This is a genomic window from Streptomyces sp. NBC_00080, from assembly GCF_045041255.1.
In the GTDB taxonomy this organism is placed as follows: Bacteria; Actinomycetota; Actinomycetes; order Streptomycetales; family Streptomycetaceae; genus Streptomyces; species Streptomyces coriariae.
On the sequence record NZ_CP108235.1, the window covers coordinates 9,703,018 to 9,720,130 of the forward strand.

Below are 17,113 nucleotides of genomic sequence, written 5' to 3' on the forward strand. Positions count from 1 at the left end.
CCGGCTTTGGAGCGCGCCGGAAGCGCGGGTCCGGCGGCAGGGGCCGGGGGAGCGGTGCGGGCCGGCGCGATGCCGTCCGGTGCGCGGCAGGCTCCGGAGGCGCGCGCGTCCCGCCAGGAGCCAGGGTGCGCAGCTCCGGCATATGAACCCATCATGGCGGTGCTGGAGGACGGCGGCCGCCCGGCTCGCGAGGCGGCTCGCCGACAGGACCGATGTAGTTGCAAGGTGCCCGGCAGGCCAGGGTGCCGATGCGCGCTGCGGGGGCACCACTCAGTGTCTTTCACTTGCTGTTACACCGAGAGATCGCACGCACCCGCCAACAGTCATTCGACAGGGTTGCATTCAAGGCTAAATTCGGGGTGTAGCTCGGCTAGTCCTCGGCGTCCCGTACCCGTGGTCCTCACCGGCTCGTCGACCGCCCCGGCCAGGACCGACCGTCTCAGAGTTCGGCTCGTTGACGGATCGTGACGGTCGTGAAGAGTCACTGGGTCTTCACAGGGTTCGGTGAGCTGTTGTGCGAGGAAGGCCGCAGGGGACGCGGACGGGTGGGAGAGGGCGGAGGAGGCGGTGGGGCCGGAGGAGGCCGCGTCCGCGGAGAAGTACTCCGACGCCGGCGGGGCGTCCGGCGTCCGGACTTCAGTCGGAGACGGTGGAGTGCTCCGGCTCCGACTCCGCCGCCGGAGCCGGTTTCGGCTTTCCCTCTCCCTCTGCCTCTGGCGCCGGCTCCGGAGCCGTGGCAGTGGCGGTCTTCGGTATCAGTCCGCTCATCGCGGCGCACTGCTCCGGGCCCATGACATGGGCCAGCGCCCCTGTCACCGTTTCGGCCAGGGCACCGGACGCCTCCCGGAGCATGCCCCGGGCCTCGTCGGTGAGGGCCACCTCGACGCCGCGTTTGTCGCCGCAGACCGACTTGCGGGTCACGAGGCCGGCGTGCTGAAGGCAGGCGATCTGATAGGTCAGCCGCGTCTTGGGTCGCCCCAGCAACTCCGCGATGCGGGTCATGCGGAGGCCCTCCCGGGGCTGCTCCGCCAACAGACACAGGACCAGGAACTCGTCGTGCGATACGTCGAGCCGTTCCTTGACCACCGAGCGCAGCCGTTGCTCGACCGCCCCGGTCGCGGCCAGCAGGAGCATCCAGCCGCGCAGTTCGGCCGGCAGCAGACCGGGGCCCTGCGCGGACGGGCATGAGGGCAGGTTGGTGGGGTGCTCAGTGGGGTCTGCCATGACTACGAGTGTATCTGTGGTCCAAATTTGCATGACCAGGTTGTTCAGGGTTCGGATTACCGGCTAGCGTAGGTCGTCCAGCTTCATCCAAATTTAGATTACCAAGGAGAATGGCCATGACCGTCGGCGTGGAAACCGGACAGTGGCAGCTCGACACGAGTGCCTCCACCGTCGCCCTGAAACACAAGGCGATGTGGGGCCTGGTCGCCGCCAAGGGCACCTTCGCCATCGTCAGCGGCGGGGGTGAGGTAGCCGCCGACGGAACCGTCACCGGCACCCTGGTCCTGGACGCGGCCTCCATCGACACCAAGAACGCCAAGCGGGACACGCACCTGCGCAGTGCGGACTTCTTCGACGTCGAGAAGTACCCCGAGATCACCTTCGTGGTGCGCGCCGCCGAACTCGGCGCCGACGGGGCCGTGAAGGTGTCCGGCCGGCTGACGGTGCACGGCGTCAGCCGGCCGCAGAACTTCACCGCCCGCCTGAGCCAGGCGGACGCCGACGCGGTCACCCTGGACGCCACATTCACCGTGGACCGGAACGAGTTCGGGATCACCATGAACCAGCTCGGCATGATGGGCGGCCTGACGACGATCACCACCACGCTCCGCTTCACGCGCACGGTCGCCTGAGGTACGGCCAGTGAATATTGCCTGACGCGACGTCAGTGATCCCTCGTGAGCGGCGGGCCGACTATCAGTTGTGGCCGCGGGGATCTTCCGTGATACCGGCGGTGTTCATGCCATAAGCCTCGAATTCCGCGTCGCTGATCCACTCGAGGCTTTCCAGCCGGTCGTGCAGGCTCATGGAGGTCGAACTCTTCCGGGCGTCTGGGCTCTCCAGTGCGCCAATGGTGTAGAGGTGGCGGGCGGCGTGAACGTCCATGGCATCACGTGCGAGACCCCGGTCTCCCAAAGCCCGCACCTTCGTCCCGATGAGATCGTCCAGATCGAGGACCGGACCGATGTCCATCACGATGGGACGGCGCCAGAGCACCTCTTTGAGGAGGTCCACTTCGCAGGCGGACCCTGTGGCTGCGTCGCGCGACATCCCCAACGCGGCGTTACAAGCGCTCGTTGACCTTGGTGATCACGGTCTGGAGGAGCTTGCAAAGCCCGATGGCCGAGGCCGACGCGTCGTCGTGAGCTGGGACGCCGCAAGCCAACGCTGGGTCCGGAACGTCAGTTGCCCTGTCCGAGGGGTAGGCAAGTTGCGTGAGCGCCCGCAGGGCAAGTCCTACAAGCAGGGGGGAGCGGTGGCCGGCGCTGGAACACCCAACCTGGCGCCCCGACATCCGCGCCGCCGTCATCAGCAAGGCCCGGGTCAACATGCACCGCAAGCTCACCAACATGGCCAGGACGACGGGCCTGTTCCCGCTCGCGGTGCTGTCCGACTGCGTCGTGCCGTATGCGGCCTCGGGCAAGCCGCAGCCCGGCGGATTCCGTCTCGGGCCGACGCCGGGCCTGGCCAAGCTGGAGGGCATCCAGACGATGCTGTGGGCGGTCGACCTGATGGAGCAGGGTCTCAACCCGGCCCGTCACATCAAGGGTGGCGACGCTGTCCTGGACGAAGGGGAGTAGGTCCGTGGCGGGAGAGATCGGGGACGCCATCGAGCGCGCCGACCGGGAGTCGTTCATCCAGGAGCCGCCCAGGACGCTGAAGGGCCGGATCGGCTTCCTGATCCGCCAGTTGGGCAAAAGCGGTGGCGGCGGAGATCGGTGTCACCGCCGACTCGGTCAACCGCTACCGGCGCGGCGCCCGTAGGAACCCGCTTCCGGACATTGCGGCGAAGGTCGACGAGGCGGTGCGGCAGCGCTGGCAACCGCGGGTCCGCAAGCGCCGCCGCCGACAGGCCGCGCGGTTCAACGAGAGGGCGACACGTCTCGCGTGCGCCGACCGGTCTCCGGTTGGCCCCCTCAGTCGTCCTCGGCCTGGGTGGACTCCATCTGGTGCCCTTAACGCTGCTCTCGAGGCCGATTACCTCCTCATCGGGCACACAGAAAATCTATGTTGGCTGGAGTAGACATTAGCCGGTGACGTAGGTATGGTTTCTCCCGTAGCCCAGAGAGACAGCAGGGCCTGGCAGACACGAACTGCCTGGCAGCAGTACGTAGTTGCAGTCCGCAGGACGGTGCGGTGGTGGAGCTTCGAAGCCAGGGTTGTTGCAGGACGGCGACGGGGCTGACGACCGGACCGGGTGGCCCGCAGTGATCAGGGGCCGCCGTGAGCAGTACCGCAGTGGCAGTACCCGTAAGTGAAGTTCGCGGTACCCAGCAGTGCAGTTAAGTGAGTGGTACCTCGGTGAAGGCGTCGGCTGCGGGCGCGCGCACCGGGAGGTTCGGCAGTGGGGTTCCAAGCCAGAGCAGTCGCAGGACGGGTGAACGGGGCTGGCTGCCGAAGAGTGGCGCTGTGACAGGTTACGGAGCAGGTCGCATCACCAGCAGTACGCAGGAGAGCAGTACCAGCAATTGAGGGAATGAACGGAGGAATTGGGAGCCATCAGGATCGCCCGGGCGGCTTGTTGAGTCCGGGTACCGCAGGACATCGATAGTGAGGTGGTCTCCGGTCGAGCAACCGCGATCCCAGCATCCCCGGCAGCATCTCGGCCGGGTCTGCGGAAACAGAAGGCCGGCGCAGTAGTAAGGGCCGGCAGATGGTGTAGCAGTTCCTTCGGGGCCCTGGCGGCAGTACGGCGCCAGGGCCCCTCCACGCGTTCCACAGAGAGGTGCAATGACTGTAGACGACACGTTCGGCCGTCTCGACGATGACGACTACCCCGCTTACACCATGGGCCGGGCCGCCGAGATGCTCGGCACCACCCAGGGCTTCCTGCGCGCCATCGGCGAAGCCCGTCTCATCACGCCGCTCCGCTCCGAGGGCGGACATCGCCGCTACTCCCGCTACCAGTTGCGGATCGCCGCCCGCGCCCGCGAACTCGTTGACCACGGGACCCCCATCGAGGCCGCCTGCCGCATCATCATCCTCGAAGACCAACTCGAAGAAGCCCAGCGCCTCAACGCCGAGTACCGCCGCACCGCAACCTCGCACCCGGCCAGCGTCTGACCCGCCCTCTTCCGCCGAATTCAAGAATATGAACGCATGATCGCCGAGGATGCCCAGCCGCCGCTACGCGGACGGGAGTTCGACTCCCGCCCCGGCACTCTGCCCGACACTCTGCGTACAACCGCGACGGATGCGTCTGCCGACGCGACCGGCCAACTGCCTTCCAGGTAGGCAGCCGTCGGCCTGGAAGGCGGGGTGGACCGTGCGGCGGCTGCGCTGAAGCCCAGGATGCGTGGGTGGCTGCACGCCGGCGTGTTCCCCCTGGCGCTGGTCGGCGGGATCGTCCTGATCGCCGTCTCGGGCTCGGCGGCGGCGGTGGCGGCCTGCTCGGTGTACGCGCTGTCGGCCTGCCTGCTGTTCGGTACCAGCGCGGTCTACCACCGCGGCACGTGGGGCCCGCGCGGGGAGGCGGTCCTGCGGCGGCTGGACCACGCGAACATCTTCCTGATCATCGCCGGCACCTGCACCCCGCTGGCGGTACTGCTGCTGCCCGCGAGTCAGCAGCGGGTGCTGCTGGCCGCGGTGTGGGCAGGTGCTCTGGTCGGCATCGCCTTCCGCGTCCTGTGGATCGGCGCTCCCCGCTGGCTGTACACCCCGTGCTACATCGCCCTCGGCTGGGTGGCCGTCTTCTACCTGCCGGACTTCGCCCGCGCCGGCGGCATCGCGGTCCTCGTACTCGTCATCGCCGGCGGCCTGCTCTACACGGCGGGCGCCGTCGTCTACGGACTCAAACGCCCCGACCCCTCACCGGCCTGGTTCGGCTTCCACGAGGTCTTCCACGCCCTGACCATCGCCGCCTTCACCGCGCATTACAGGCCATCCTCCTGGCAGCCACATGACCGCGGCCGAGGCATGCCGGAGCGCAGGATTCGGAGGGCCCTGGCCGCACATGATCCGAGAGGGGCTGGTGGCGCGGCATGCCCCGGGTCCCGTGGCGCAATGTGACTTGTCCGGTATCGGGCTCGGCAAGCTCTTTCGCGCACCCCGGGCGGAGGCTTGAGCGTCATCAAGCAGTGAAGGAGCCGCTGTGACAAATCCGCTAAGGATCACTGCATGATCGATGCGTTGAGCTGTTGGTCTAGTGATCATTGCAGGATTTCTGGTTGTTGTGACGTCTCGACCTGAGCTGGGGTTTCGGCAGAGGTTCAGGAGCCAGAGAGGCTCCTGAAGTGCGAGTTCAGTGATCGCTTCGGAATGTGGTGATCGTCGCAGGATTTCCTATTGCCGGGCACGAGTAGGGTGCGCGGGATGAACGTATGCGTTGAAGCCTCGTTCGATGCGGCTGTGCCGGGCAGTCCTGGGGCATCGCTGGTCCGGTGGTTTCGTGCCGCCCGCACCAGGCTGTACCGCGGCTTGGTGGAGGCGGAGGCCGGGAGCGGGGGAGGGGCCGTCTCCGAAGCGCAGATCGTCCCGGACATCGACGACCTGGTGCGCCGCTTCCCTCGCATCGGGAAGACGTGGCCGCAGTTCGAGGAGCAGCTTTCCGCGTTCCCTTGGGGAGCCCAACTCGTGTTTCTCACGGACGACGGGGAGCCGGAGGTGCTGGGCCGGGCGAGTTCCTATCACGTCCTGAGTGACGGTTCCATCTGGCGGGCATCGGCTTTGGCCAGTGTCAATTCCCCAGATGACGTCGCATCCTGAACTGCGGCGGTGGACTTCCTGTACGCCGCGCTGGATGGGAGCAGCCCCCTCTTCGGCCACATCGAGTGGGACAACTTCGACGAACTCACCAGCCTTGACGTCGTGCTGCGTCGCAGGCGGCGCACGTCCCTGCGCGAGGGCCGGCAGTTCCTGCGCGGCTACGCCTGGGTGACGGTCTGTCCGGCGGAACTTGCGGCGCGGCTGGGCGGCGCCGCGGCGCTGGAGGACTCGGGCGCGTTCCACCGGGTGCTCCCGCTGCGGGCGGGGGGTGTGCTGCTCCAGGCATCGGCCACGATGGACGGGTACACGGACCGGGTGATGGAGCGGGTGTTCGAGACGCTGGCTCCCGTGCTGCCGCCGGGCGAGCCTCGCCCGGACCCCGCTCACCCTTACACGCGGTTCGTCCCGCGAGACGCCGCCACGGTGCGCTGAGCCGCCTGGACGCTGCCACGTGTGTCGATAGCCGGCTCATTGCCGAGCGCGGCGACGTCCCCGCCCAGATACGTGGTGAAGCTGACCGCATACACCTGTGGCGTAGCTGACGCTTTTGCTTATTGATCTTGATGGTGACCTGCTGTTGTTCAGTTGTACTGAGCAGCGTGTTCGCCTTGCGGGGGCAGTCGATGCGGGGCTGCGGGGCCGGTGACGGGTGGTACGTGGGCTGAGCTGGCTGTTTGGTGTTGCGCAGTGAGCTGGGTGGGGCGGCGGTTGTTGCTCAGTGTGGTTGGCGCGCCTATAGGTACCGGTGTCGGCTGGTTGTGTGCTGGGGCCGGCAAGGGGTGTGGGCCGTTCAGCGGGCGGTGAGGCGTTGCCGGAGCAGGTCGTGGTCGGCGGGTGCGAGGCGGGGCAGTTGGAGGCGGCTGGCGAGGTCGTGGAGGAAGGCGGTCTGCTGGGTGGGTGTCAGGGGGTGTGGGGGCAGGCGGTCGAGGGCTGTGGCGAGGGTGAGGGTCTCGGGGTAGATGATCAGGTTCCGGCAGGTCAGGGCGGGTGAGGCCGGGCCTGGGACGAGGTGGGGGTTGGTGGTGGTGAGCCGGTGTAGGCGGGTGTGCCAGCGCTGGTGCAGGTGTTGGCGGTGGTCGTACCAGCGTGTGGTGATCGTCGATGCCCAGCTCAGGGAGGACGCCGTGGGCGGGCGGCGGTTGGTGAGTCGGGCACGGGTGAGTTCGGGGACAGCGCGGATGTCGAGGGGGGTGCGCTGTCTGGGGTCGCTTGAGGCTTGCTGGTGGCGGGTGCAGATGAGGGCCCGGGGCAGGTTGGGCGCCGGGTGGATCCATGCGGGGACGGCTTTGTGCGGGCTGCGGTGAGCGGTGCAGGCGGCGCACGCAGGCAGCGGCTGCATCGCGGGCTGGGCGGGCTGCCAGCGGGCGATGGCGGCGCGGGCGGTGCCGATGGCGGCGGGTGGGGGCCGGCGGGCCAGGGCGCGGGCGAGGTGTGCGGGCGGGATGCGGGTGAAGCCGGACAGGCGGCGGGCGGCTTCGTTGCTGAGGTGGATTTCGGTGGCGGGCGGGGCGGCGGGGGTGCCGGTGGTGGTGATGTGCAGGCCGTCCAGGAGCTGGGCGGCACTGAGGTGGTAGGCGGCTGCGAGGCGGGTGAGGTAGGAGGCGGTGGCCTCGCGGGGCAGCGGCCTCACGCGCAGGGCGCCGGGCCGGGTGGGCCACATGGTTCCGGCTCGCACGGCGGGGCGGCTCGAGGTGGGGGTGGTCACCGGCTGCCGGGTCGGGCGGGGGTGCGGGGCCGGTAGTGCTCCTCGGCGAGGTGGTCCAGCGCAATGGAGTCCAGCAGCGACTTGGTGATGCGCTCGCTGCTGTCCAGGATGGCTTCGATGGCGGCCTGGCGGATCAGGCGGGCCAGGCTGCCGATCCGTCCGGCGGTCCGCTCGTGCAGGTAGGGAGCCAGCCTGGGCAGGCTGCCGGTGCGGTGGGCGGTCAGGTCGAGGGCCTGCTCCAGGGCAGCGATCAGCTCGCGGAACGGCTCCCGGCCGCCGGCGCGGGCGGGCAGCGCCCCGCAGTCGATCAGGGAGGCGCGCCCGGCCAGCTGCGCACCGCGCACCCCGGTGAACACCGTGCTGGCGGTGACGTCGATGCCCGCGTAGACGAAGGTGGCGGGTACGCGTTCGGTGAGGTCTTTCAGCCAGTCGGCGGCCTCCGCGCCGGTGGAGGTGCGCGGGTTGAGGCGGTGGATCTCGTCGATCAGCACGAGCTTGACCCCGGCCGCGGTGTAGGTGTGGCAGACAGCCGTGGTGATCTGCGCGGTGGTCATGCGCGTGGTGACGGGGATACCGAGAAAACGGGCGAACTCCCCGGCCAGGGTCTTGGCCGTGGCGCCCGGCGGGACGAGCACATACGCGACGGGCACACTGTCGTCGCCGGGTTGGGCGCGGCGGGTGTGGGCCAGGTGGCAGGTGCGGCCGACCTCGAGCAGCGCGGTGGTCTTGCCGGTGGTGGCCGGGCCGGTGACGATCAGCGACGGGCGGGCGGTCACCTGCTGGTGGCGGCCGAGGATCATCAGGGTGCGCACACTGCGCGAGAGGTTCTCGATGGCCGGGGTGCGCACGGTGACGAACCGCGAGTGGAAGGCCAGGCGTTCCTCCAGCGAGCGCGGTGCCTGGCCGGGCTGCGGCGGCGTGGGCAGTGTGGCGTGTGCGAAGCGGGCGAAGGCATCGAAGGTGGTGACTGCCTGCGCGGACGTTTCTTCGACGGGGGGCGTGACATCGGGGCTGGTCACCAGTGCTCGGCCTCCTCGAAGGCGTCGTACAGCGCGAATCGGGCCGGCGGCGGGGGCTCTTCGCCACCGGCTTGGCTGTCGTCATCGACATGGGTGCGGGCGTCGACGGCGTCGAGACTGTCCGCGGCGTCCTCGCTGCCCCCGGTCTGTGCGTCGTCATCCGCTGTCTGCGGGCCCGCCCCGCCTGCCGCCGGCACCTGGCGGCCGGTTGCTGCGGCGGGTGCGCCGGGGCCGGGCAGGGGACGGGCGCGGCGCAGGACCTGGTCGGCGGCCTCCGCGAGGGCCGCTTCGTGCTTCTCGCGGTCTGTGCGCCGCTCGAGGGCGGCGCGGATGTGGCGCCAGGCGGTCTCGCCCATGGGGGCGTGGACGTGGTCGCGGTGGATCCACGGGATCTCGTGCAGGCGCCCGTCGGGCAGCCGGATGTAAATCTGGCGTACATCGTGCGGGTTGAGGTGGATCTCCCACCTGCCGCCGGGCCCGGCGGGGCAGAGCCGTCCGCGGTGCTCGTTGAGCACGGCGTGGTCGTAGGTGCGGTGGTTGATGCGGATGCCGCGGCCGGTGACGGGATGGAAGCGCACCGGCAGCAGTTCCAGGTAGTCGGCGCCACCCAGAGGCCACGGCACGTACCCGCACGCGCCCAGAAGCGCGCCCCACATCTCGTTGGGGGCCAGCGCCTTCTTCGGCAGCAGGGGGTGGCGCAGCCCGTCGTGCGGGCGGTGCTGCCAGCACGCGGTGATCCATTCGTCCAGCAGCTCCTGCAACTGCGCCACCGTGAACCGGGCTTCGTCCTGCACCGCCTCGCCGCGCGCCAGGACGTGGGGGCCGGTGTAGCCGGCGACGTGCTGCGCGAACAACGAGTTGATGCTTCCGAACGTGCGCTCCACCGCGCCCTTGGCGGCCGGGGACCGGGGCGGCGCGGGCTGCACGCTCACCCCCAGGGTCTCGCAGGCGGCCAGGAACGCGGCGGAGACGAAGATGGCCCCGCGGTCGATGACGATCGTCTCCGGCACCACCACCGGGCGTGCCGCCGCCGGCTGAAGCCGCGTATCCAGGGCGAGGAGCCGGTCGTAGGGGACGGCGGCGTGCGCCAGGCGCAGCTGCTCGCCCCAGCCGGGCCGCACCGGGTGGGGGACGGCCATCTCCGCCAGCAGCAGGGCGGCGTCCACGGCCTTGGTGCCCTCCTCGCGCAGCACGGCCGCCACCACCGACCTGGTCGCCACTTCGAGAACGATGGTGAGTTCCGGGCGCACCGCACGGCCGTCCTCGCCGATGGCCATCACATCGAGGCGGGTGGTGTCGATCTGCACCAGCTCGCCCGGCCGCAGCGCCACCGTCGGTGTGAAGGGCCGCACCGGCGCGGCCGTTGCGGTGCGGGCCGGCCGTCCGGGATGCTCCAGCGGGTCGGCCAGTACCCGCGCCAGCCGGTTGAACGTCGACGGCGCGGGCAGTGCCACCGTGCCCGGCCCGTGGGTGTCGGCCAGGATGTGCCCGGTCAGCTCCCGCAGCCCCTTCAGCGTGCCCTTGGAGCGCCCGCGCTGGCGGCGCAGTGCCTCCAGCACCGCGGCCACCACCCGTTCATCGGCCTGCCCGGTCGCACTGGAGGGTTTGCGGCGCGGGATCAGACCCCACAACCCCTGGCCGTGGTAGCGGGCCCGCATGCGGCGCACGGTGGCCCGGCTGACCCGCGGCCAGCCCAGCTGGGCGAGTTCGTCGGCCTTGGCCTGCTCCCGCTCGGCCATCGATGTGCGCTGCGGGTCGTACGCGGGCCGCGGCATCCCGGCACTGCCGGGGCCGTCGGGCAGTCCGGTCTCGATCTCGCGGATGTGCCGCTGCCAGGCCAGAGCCCGCTCCCGCTCCCGGGCGGGCACCGACTCCAGCAGCCCCCACTGCCGCACCCCGGTGGCGGGGGAGCCCACCAGGGTGAAACCCGGGTCGGCGAACAGGAACGGGGTCAGCACCGACGCCGTCTGCCCGTCCTCGCCGACCAGCGTCACCGACGCACCGGCCACCGCGGCCACCTGCCAGGTACAGCCCTGGAATGTCACATACGCGCCCAGCTTCACCTGCCTGCCGCTCGCAAGGGCCACGGGGTGGCCCGGACGGCCGGGCGCGCTCACCACTGCTCGGCCTCCGCCTGCGCGTCCCACACTCCGAAGGACCCTGCGCGCCCGGGCCCGTCCGGGAACGGGGGCACGCCACCGCCCGGTGCCGGATCAGCCATCAGGCCCTGCTCGCCCGGCTCGGGTACTGGCACACCGGCCTCCCGCCCCGGCCCGTCGCTCGAGGGTGCCGGATGCCCGGGCGGGCCACTGCGCGCGGCGAGGATCTGCCCGGTGCGGCGCCGCACGGCGTCGTCGAACGGGCGAAGCGCGTGCGCGCGCTCGGTCCAGGGGATCTCGTGCAGGAGTCCGTCGGGCAGCCGGATGTAGACCTGCCGTGTGTCGTAGGGGTGGTGGTGCACTTCCCACCGACCGTCGTCCGTGGTGGGCCTGGCCCGGCCGCGGTGCTCATCCAGGCATTCGTGGTCGTAGCGGCGCCTGCCCAGGCGGATCCCGGATTCGGTGACCGCCTGGTGCTGCACCGGCAGCAGCTCGGCGAAGTCCTGCCCGCTCAGCGGCACCGGTACCGATCCGGCGACGCCCAGCAGCACCCGCCACATCTCCTGCGGACTCAGGGCCGCCTTGGGCAGCAGCGGGTGCCGCAGGGCTTGTTGGGGGCGGGTGTGCCAGCGGGCGGTGATCCACTCGTCCAGCACATCCTGCAGGTGCGGCAGACTGAAGAACGCCTGCGCCTGCCCTCCCGCGCTGTCCTGCGGATGCACACCAGGCAGCGCGGTGGCCAGGTCGGCGGCGTGCCGGGTGAACAGCCCTGCGAGCGTTTTCACCGTGTCCCCGGCGACACTGCGCGTGCCGCGTTGCCGTGCGGGGGCGGCTTCCAGGCTCACGCCGAGGCTCTCGCACACGGTCAGGAACCAGGGGGTGACGGCGGCCGCCGCCGGGTCGAAGAGCAGCGTCTGGGGCAGGGCCGCCGGACGCGCCACGGTCGCCTCGATGCGCGCGTCCAAAGGCATCAGCCGCTGCGGTAGCGGCAGCGCCTCGTGGGCTGCCCGCAGCATCTCGCGCCACCCGGGCCGCGCCGTGCGGGGGACTGCCATCTCGGCCAGCAGCACGGACAGTTCGACCGGCGCGGCCTGCTGCGGGTGCAGCACGGCGGCCAGCACGCAGCCTGTGGCCCCGTCCAGTGCGCAGGTGACCGCCACCGCCACCGCACGGCCGTCCTCGCCCACCGCCTCGATGCCCAGGCGGGCGGTGGCGACATGGACCCGCTCGGCGGGCCGTAGTGCAGGCGGACCGCCGCCTGACCCGTCCGGACCGGCGGCGGTGCGCGCCGGGCTGCCCACCGGCTCGGCCGGATCCGCCAGCATCCTCACCAGCCGGTACAGCGACGACCTGGCCGGCAGCGTCACCCGGCCCTTCCCGTGGGTCTGCGCCACGATCTGTTCGGCCAGGTCGATGACCTGCTTGACCGTGGTCGCCCTGCGGCCGCGACGTATGCGCAGCGCCTCCAGCACGGCGGCCACCACCCGCTCGTCCGTACGCCCGGTGGGGGAGGAGGCGCGCAGGGACCGCTTGTCCACCAGCCCCAGCAGCCCCTGGCGCTGGTAGGCCAGCCGCATCCGCTGCACCGTGGGCCGGCTGACCTTCGTCCAGCCGAGCGCAGCCAGCTCTTTCGCCTTGGCGTGCTCCCGCTCGGCGAGCGTGAAGGCTTGCGGGTCGTACTCAGGCCTCGGTACTCCGCCGCTGCCGGGGCCGCCGGGCAGCCCGGTCTCGACCTCCCGGATGTGCCGCAGCCAGGCCATCGCCCGCTCCCGGGCCGGCAACGGCAGTTCCGCCCACGCGGCGGCGGCCGGAATCTGCGGGGCGGCCTGGCCGAGGACCTCGAAGCCGTCGGCGGCCACCAGATGGGCGGCCAGCACGCACCCGGTGGCCCCGTCCTGGGCGGCCAGATACACCCGCCCGTCGGCCAGACCGGTCACCTGCCAGGTGCGGTCCTCGAACGTGACCTGAGCGCCCACTCCAACACACCGCCCGCCGGGGGCGGTTACCTCGTGCCTGCTCACCTGCCGTGCTGCTCCTGCTCCCCGTCGCCTGCGGCCGGGCCGGGCGCCACGAGGGTGTGCTCGCCCAGCGGCCGCGTCAGGTCCGCCACCAGCCGTCCGCCCCACAGCGCGTGGTAGAGCACCGGGAGGGCGGAGAGGGTCTCGCCCGCCGCCGCGGCCCCGGCCATCAACGGCCGCGGCGCGGCGAACGCCTCCAGCACCGCCTGCTCCAATCCGCCGGCGTCGCGGTGGCGCGGGTGGCGGTAGCCGGCCAGCCACCTCACGTTCGCCGCCACCACCTTGTCCGGCGGCACCATGCGCCGGTAGGCGAATCCCACCGCCGCACACGCCGCAGCAACCACCACGGCGGCGCGCTCGGCCCGTGTTCCGGCGGTCGTCGAGGTGGCGGGGCAGTCGGCGAGCAGTGCGCGGCCGTCGGCGTAGCGGGCGAACAGCTGCGGCACCCAGCTCAGAGTCCGCCGGCTGTCCGGATCCCGCCAGATCAGCCGCACCGGCCGCGCTGAGAGGCCGACCACCTGCGGATCGCGGTCCAGGACCATCAGCTGCATGCACATCGCCTGCGAGCCGTGCATCACGTGCCGCCCGGTCGTGGCCGACCACCACCAGCCCGGTCCCCACCGCCGCCCGGGCACCACCGGGAACGCCGCCACCGGCGCCAGCTGCTCGAACTTGACCGCCACGGCGGCCTCAACCCAGCGGCGCTGCACGAGCGTGCTGCCCACCGCGGCGAACTCCGCCTCCACCGCGCCCGGTTCCGGCACCCGGCAGGCGCCTGCGAGCGCGGGTAAGCCGCCCTGCGCGCTGTCCTGGCTGCTGTCGATGATCACGAACTCCACATAACGCCATGCCCGTCCTGCCGCGCAGGCGAACCGGCGGGTAACCCCAACTGCGTTGCATCGTAAGGTCGTTGGGGTCAAGTGCGGGGCCAGGATGACATCCGGACGCGCCGCTGTCAGTGCACACCCCTGCACTTTCCCGTCCTCGGGCCGCGGGGTATGGGCAAGACGGATCCCTTCGCCGCTATCCCAGAGACGACAGCACCCATCCTGAGTCGTCCTCGTCCTCGTCCTCGTCCGGACCGAGCCGGATCAGGGCGCCGGACGGCATCGCCGCACCGCGCGCGAGCGTGTCGACGAAGGCATCCGCGAGCGCGTTGACCTGCTCACGCCCGCCACCCCGGTCGTCGTCGCGGACACCGGAGTCGAGCCACAGGTGATCGCGGTGTCCCGTGACCTTCAGCATGATCTTGAACGTCTCGTGGTGGTAGCGCGGATCGCTCACGGTGACGCCCACGACGGTGTCGCCGCGCACCAGGTCGTCCCCGACACGTACCCACACATCGCGTTTGGCCACGTGTCCCCGCTTTCCCCGCCCAGACGCATCAGCAGCCCGAGCGTAGCTCTCCCCAACCCGCCCCCGGATGAACCGGAGCCGTAGCCGGTCTGCCGAGGCGGCCCCCGTCGACGTGCTCCTGTGGACCGCCTGGGCTAGAGGTCTGGCGGCGAAGGCCGGGGTCAGGAGCGGCCAAAGCCGCGGTCGGGGTCGCGGGCCTGGCTGGGGCGGAAGGGCACGAACCACTGGGCGGCGGCCAGGTTGGCAAGTCCGAGGGCCTGGTTGATCTCGTTGCCGCTGTCCTCGATCCCGTCCAGGGAGGCGTCGAACAGCATCAGCACGTCGTGGTCCTCGAACAGGACGGTCAAACACCAGTCCCAGTCGAAGTCCCGGGGGTCCTCATCCAGGCCTGCCACCGTCTCCGCGACCAGACGCGGCCGGTTCCGCGTCAGCGACTTGGCCCGGTCGATGCCCAGGTGAAGCGCCATCTCCTCGCCGGTGCAGCGCGGGCGCACGGTGCCGTCCTGGGCGAGGTCGGCGGCGAGGTCGTCGAAGCAGCGGGCCATCTGCCGCCGCCACTGGTGGTCCTGGTGAAAGGTGATGGGCGGCAGCGAGCCCAGTACACGGCCCTGGCCCCGCCCAAGCGGCGTATCGCCCACGGCGGCGACGTCCTGCCAGACGTGCGCGGACAGCTCATCGAGCGCCGCCCGCAGCACCGCAGCGGTGCGCGCGGTGAGCTCCTCGTCCTCCTCGCCGTCCTCGTCCCAGCCGTCGTCCGCATCGTCTTCGTCCCACGCCGGCGCTCCGCCGTGACGGGCGAGGGAACGCAGACGGCCGCGCACGCGCTGCGCGGCCTCTTCGGGAGCGGCCAGAGCGTTGTCGATGATCTGCAGCTCGTCGGAGAACGCCTGGGCGCTCAGCAGCGTGCCGGCCTCGGCGAGCAGAGCGGAACCCGCATCCGTGCAGGCGTTCTTGCCCGGCAGGACCACGGCGAAGTAGTTGTCCGTCAGCCGGTCGATAACGGCGGCCACCACCACGGCGACGACCAGCGGATCAGCGAAGGCCTCATCCAGGTGCAGCCCGTCAACGACGAGGACGCTGGAGGCCGACTCGATGAACTCCTCGAACTCGGCTGTGAAATGGCCCTCGTCGTCCAGAAGCTGCTCGGCCACCAGAGCCGGGAACGACTGCTCGTCGGCCATCCGCTCGCGCAGATTGTCGGACTTCCAGTACAGACCGCGCACGGCCGTGAGGCTCCCCACCTGCGTGCCGGCCACGGTGATGCGCACTTCCCAGTCCTGCACCCCCTGCGCGGCAGGGTCCAGCAACTGGTGGGTGTGGTGGAAGGTGAGCGCCAGCTGGGCAAGGTCCGCCCCCGCTGCCGCCGGGCCCGGTCGACTGCTCAACGTGCTCCCTCTGTGCCTGTCCTCGCCCCGCCGCCTGCCGCTGCTCCGCAACAGCGTAGTGGCCAGGCGCGGCCGGTCTTCCCGAAACGGCACCGCGCACGCACATCCGGGCCCGGGAGGCGAAAACGGCCCGAGCCCCTGCGGGCCGGGCTGCGCCGTGCAGTGGCAGGCCCGCCACACCGGACACCAGGCGCCTCAGCCGCCGTCCTGGCCTGCGGCCACAATGTCTGCCAGTTCCTGGGCGGGCAGGCGCGACCACTGGGCAACTTCCTGAAGCGACACCCCGGCGGTGACGGCCGCCGTGGCGGTGTGCACGAGGGCCTTCTCGATCAGGGCGGCACTCTCACTGAGGTGCTCCAGCAGGGTGCGGGCCACCTCGGCGGTGGTGCCGCTGTGCACGCCGCGCAACTCCACCAGCTGCTCACCGGCCTCCTTCACCAACTGGGCTATGTGGAAGCGCTGTTCGGCGGACACGGTGGTCCGCCACCGGGTCCCCGAGCCACCCGAATGCGCCTCGGCCGCCATGACGCGCAACCCGCCGGCCATCGTGGCGGGCTGCTGTTCCCGCGGCAGCCGCCACGGATCCCCCCTCCAGCCGGGCGGCCCGCCTTCACCGCGCCGCCGACGGATGACAGCGCCCATCCAGGCGAGCAGAGGCCCGCCGTAGTCCACCGCCGACAGCGGCCCCAGCCAGTTACGTCCCACCCGCTCGCCCAGCCGACGGCAGAACGCCCCGTCAGCGGGCAGCGGCCGCGGCCGCCCGGCGCCGCTGTCCCTCCACACCAGCTCGGCCATGGCCGGATCCAGCAGCGCCTGTGCCACGGCCACCACCTCCGGGAAGATCGCCGCGTCCCGGCCCAGGATCCGCCACCACCCAAGCCGTGATCCCGCGTCACCGCCCGCCAACTGGTCCAGACGGTATGGCCAGATCTCCTCCTGCTCCCAGTGCAGGGCCCCCTCCCACCAGCGGGCCACCACCGCATGCGCCACCGTGAACACCGCTTCCGGCTCCACCCCGGCCCGCACCGCACGCCGCGCCACGCCCGGCCACCGCCGCTGCGCGGCCGCCACCTCGGGCACGGCGCGCAGATCCAGGTGCTCCAAGGGCTGGTCGGCGTCCGCGTCCAGCAGCCACCGCCCGTGCCGGGCACACACCCGCTGCCAGCGCGGCAGATACCGCACCGCCCGCACCGTCTGCCCGGTGCGCCGCGCGGTGCACGACCGGCAGGCGAATGCCGCCTCACCCGCCACCGCGCCCGCCGCCCGCCACCGCGCCTGCGCCAGGCCGGCCTCCCGGCCGCTGCTGATCTTGGGGTCGTCCACGGGGAAGGCGGGCAGAGCGCGCGCCAGCACCGCCGCCTCCGCCCCGCACAGCTCGGCGAGCACCGCCCGCCCGGCTTCGTTGAGCACGATTTCCGCGTCGGCCCGCACACGGCCGCCGCCGTTGCGGGCGGGGGAGTTGCGGCACGTCCACAGCCGCAGCACACCGGCGGTCGGCAGACCGTAGCGGTCTGCGGCCCGGCTGATCAGTGACGAGGTCAGCTCCCCGGCCAGCGGCACCGTCCGTAACACCCCTGCTGCCACAACTCTCCCCGGCATCCGT

General features: G+C 71.3%; 14 protein-coding genes and 3 pseudogenes. 7 read left to right on the forward strand and 10 right to left on the reverse strand.

Annotation, left to right across the window (positions count from 1 at the left end; genetic code table 11):
- Nucleotides 1-636 precede the first annotated feature (636 nt).
- Nucleotides 637-1,224: a MarR family winged helix-turn-helix transcriptional regulator gene (locus tag OHU34_RS43330; protein ID WP_235034840.1), complete on the reverse strand. Its 588-nt coding sequence runs from the start codon at nucleotides 1,222-1,224 to the stop codon at nucleotides 637-639.
- 116 nt (nucleotides 1,225-1,340) lie between these two features.
- On the opposite strand from OHU34_RS43330, the gene OHU34_RS43335 reads away from it, so the two are divergent.
- Nucleotides 1,341-1,856, forward strand: a complete 516-nt coding sequence (locus tag OHU34_RS43335) for a YceI family protein (RefSeq protein ID WP_405764004.1) — start codon at nucleotides 1,341-1,343, stop codon at nucleotides 1,854-1,856.
- A 64-nt stretch (nucleotides 1,857-1,920) separates the two neighbouring features.
- On the opposite strand, the gene OHU34_RS43340 is transcribed toward OHU34_RS43335, so the two are convergent.
- Nucleotides 1,921-2,238 (reverse strand): hypothetical protein, encoded by a 318-nt coding sequence (locus OHU34_RS43340; protein ID WP_405764002.1) that lies wholly within the window; start codon nucleotides 2,236-2,238, stop codon nucleotides 1,921-1,923.
- Between the two features lie 184 nt (nucleotides 2,239-2,422).
- Here OHU34_RS43340 and OHU34_RS43345 point away from each other — a divergent pair.
- The 6 genes and pseudogenes from OHU34_RS43345 to OHU34_RS43370 form a co-directional block, all read left to right on the forward strand.
- Nucleotides 2,423-2,804: pseudogene (locus tag OHU34_RS43345) on the forward strand (transcriptional regulator); the annotation flags it as partial.
- A gap of 4 nt (nucleotides 2,805-2,808) precedes the next feature.
- Nucleotides 2,809-3,082: pseudogene (tpg, locus tag OHU34_RS43350) on the forward strand (telomere-protecting terminal protein Tpg); the annotation flags it as partial.
- A gap of 872 nt (nucleotides 3,083-3,954) precedes the next feature.
- Entirely contained in the window at nucleotides 3,955-4,287 is a 333-nt protein-coding gene (locus OHU34_RS43355) for a MerR family transcriptional regulator (RefSeq protein ID WP_405764000.1), read from the forward strand.
- 183 nt (nucleotides 4,288-4,470) lie between these two features.
- Nucleotides 4,471-5,126, forward strand: a pseudogene (locus OHU34_RS43360) (hemolysin III family protein).
- A gap of 409 nt (nucleotides 5,127-5,535) precedes the next feature.
- Complete coding sequence (locus tag OHU34_RS43365; RefSeq protein WP_405763999.1) at nucleotides 5,536-5,928, forward strand: hypothetical protein; 393 nt, start codon at nucleotides 5,536-5,538, stop codon at nucleotides 5,926-5,928.
- A gap of 9 nt (nucleotides 5,929-5,937) precedes the next feature.
- Nucleotides 5,938-6,360, forward strand: coding sequence for a hypothetical protein (locus tag OHU34_RS43370; protein WP_405763997.1), 423 nt, complete (start codon nucleotides 5,938-5,940; stop codon nucleotides 6,358-6,360).
- 358 nt (nucleotides 6,361-6,718) lie between these two features.
- Here OHU34_RS43370 and OHU34_RS43375 read toward each other — a convergent pair whose 3' ends face one another.
- The 8 genes from OHU34_RS43375 to OHU34_RS43410 all read right to left on the reverse strand — a co-directional run bounded on the left by OHU34_RS43375 (nucleotide 6,719) and on the right by OHU34_RS43410 (nucleotide 17,094).
- Entirely contained in the window at nucleotides 6,719-7,633 is a 915-nt protein-coding gene (locus tag OHU34_RS43375) for a TniQ family protein (RefSeq protein WP_405763995.1), read from the reverse strand.
- Nucleotides 7,630-8,652, reverse strand: coding sequence for a TniB family NTP-binding protein (locus OHU34_RS43380; RefSeq protein WP_405763993.1), 1,023 nt, complete (start codon nucleotides 8,650-8,652; stop codon nucleotides 7,630-7,632). The genes OHU34_RS43375 and OHU34_RS43380 overlap by 4 nt, the downstream gene beginning before the upstream one ends.
- Nucleotides 8,649-10,772 (reverse strand): transposase, encoded by a 2,124-nt coding sequence (locus OHU34_RS43385; protein ID WP_405763991.1) that lies wholly within the window; start codon nucleotides 10,770-10,772, stop codon nucleotides 8,649-8,651. Before OHU34_RS43385 ends, OHU34_RS43380 begins: the two co-directional genes overlap by 4 nt.
- Nucleotides 10,766-12,727 carry a transposase gene (locus OHU34_RS43390; RefSeq protein WP_405763989.1) on the reverse strand — a complete coding sequence of 654 codons (1,962 nt, stop codon included), beginning with the start codon at nucleotides 12,725-12,727 and terminating at the stop codon, nucleotides 10,766-10,768. Before OHU34_RS43390 ends, OHU34_RS43385 begins: the two co-directional genes overlap by 7 nt.
- Before the next feature lie 41 nt (nucleotides 12,728-12,768).
- Nucleotides 12,769-13,599, reverse strand: coding sequence for a TnsA-like heteromeric transposase endonuclease subunit (locus OHU34_RS43395; RefSeq protein WP_405763987.1), 831 nt, complete (start codon nucleotides 13,597-13,599; stop codon nucleotides 12,769-12,771).
- A gap of 193 nt (nucleotides 13,600-13,792) precedes the next feature.
- Nucleotides 13,793-14,125 (reverse strand): hypothetical protein, encoded by a 333-nt coding sequence (locus tag OHU34_RS43400; RefSeq protein ID WP_405763985.1) that lies wholly within the window; start codon nucleotides 14,123-14,125, stop codon nucleotides 13,793-13,795.
- Nucleotides 14,126-14,286: 161 nt separating this feature from the next.
- Nucleotides 14,287-15,510, reverse strand: a complete 1,224-nt coding sequence (locus OHU34_RS43405; RefSeq protein WP_405763983.1) for a hypothetical protein — start codon at nucleotides 15,508-15,510, stop codon at nucleotides 14,287-14,289.
- Between the two features lie 195 nt (nucleotides 15,511-15,705).
- On the reverse strand, nucleotides 15,706-17,094 hold the full coding sequence (locus OHU34_RS43410) for a DNA-binding protein (protein WP_405763982.1): 1,389 nt from the start codon (nucleotides 17,092-17,094) through the stop codon (nucleotides 15,706-15,708).
- Nucleotides 17,095-17,113: the final 19 nt, after the last annotated feature.

Excerpts from the sequence above, each read along its gene's own strand:
- OHU34_RS43335 (WP_405764004.1), top strand. The coding sequence starts at position 1,341 with ATGACCGTCGGCGTGGAAACCGGACAGTGGCAGCTCGACACGAGTGCC.
- OHU34_RS43365 (WP_405763999.1), top strand. The coding sequence starts at position 5,536 with ATGAACGTATGCGTTGAAGCCTCGTTCGATGCGGCTGTGCCGGGCAGT.
- OHU34_RS43330 (WP_235034840.1), bottom strand. The coding sequence starts at position 1,224 with ATGGCAGACCCCACTGAGCACCCCACCAACCTGCCCTCATGCCCGTCC.
- OHU34_RS43355 (WP_405764000.1), top strand. The coding sequence starts at position 3,955 with ATGACTGTAGACGACACGTTCGGCCGTCTCGACGATGACGACTACCCC.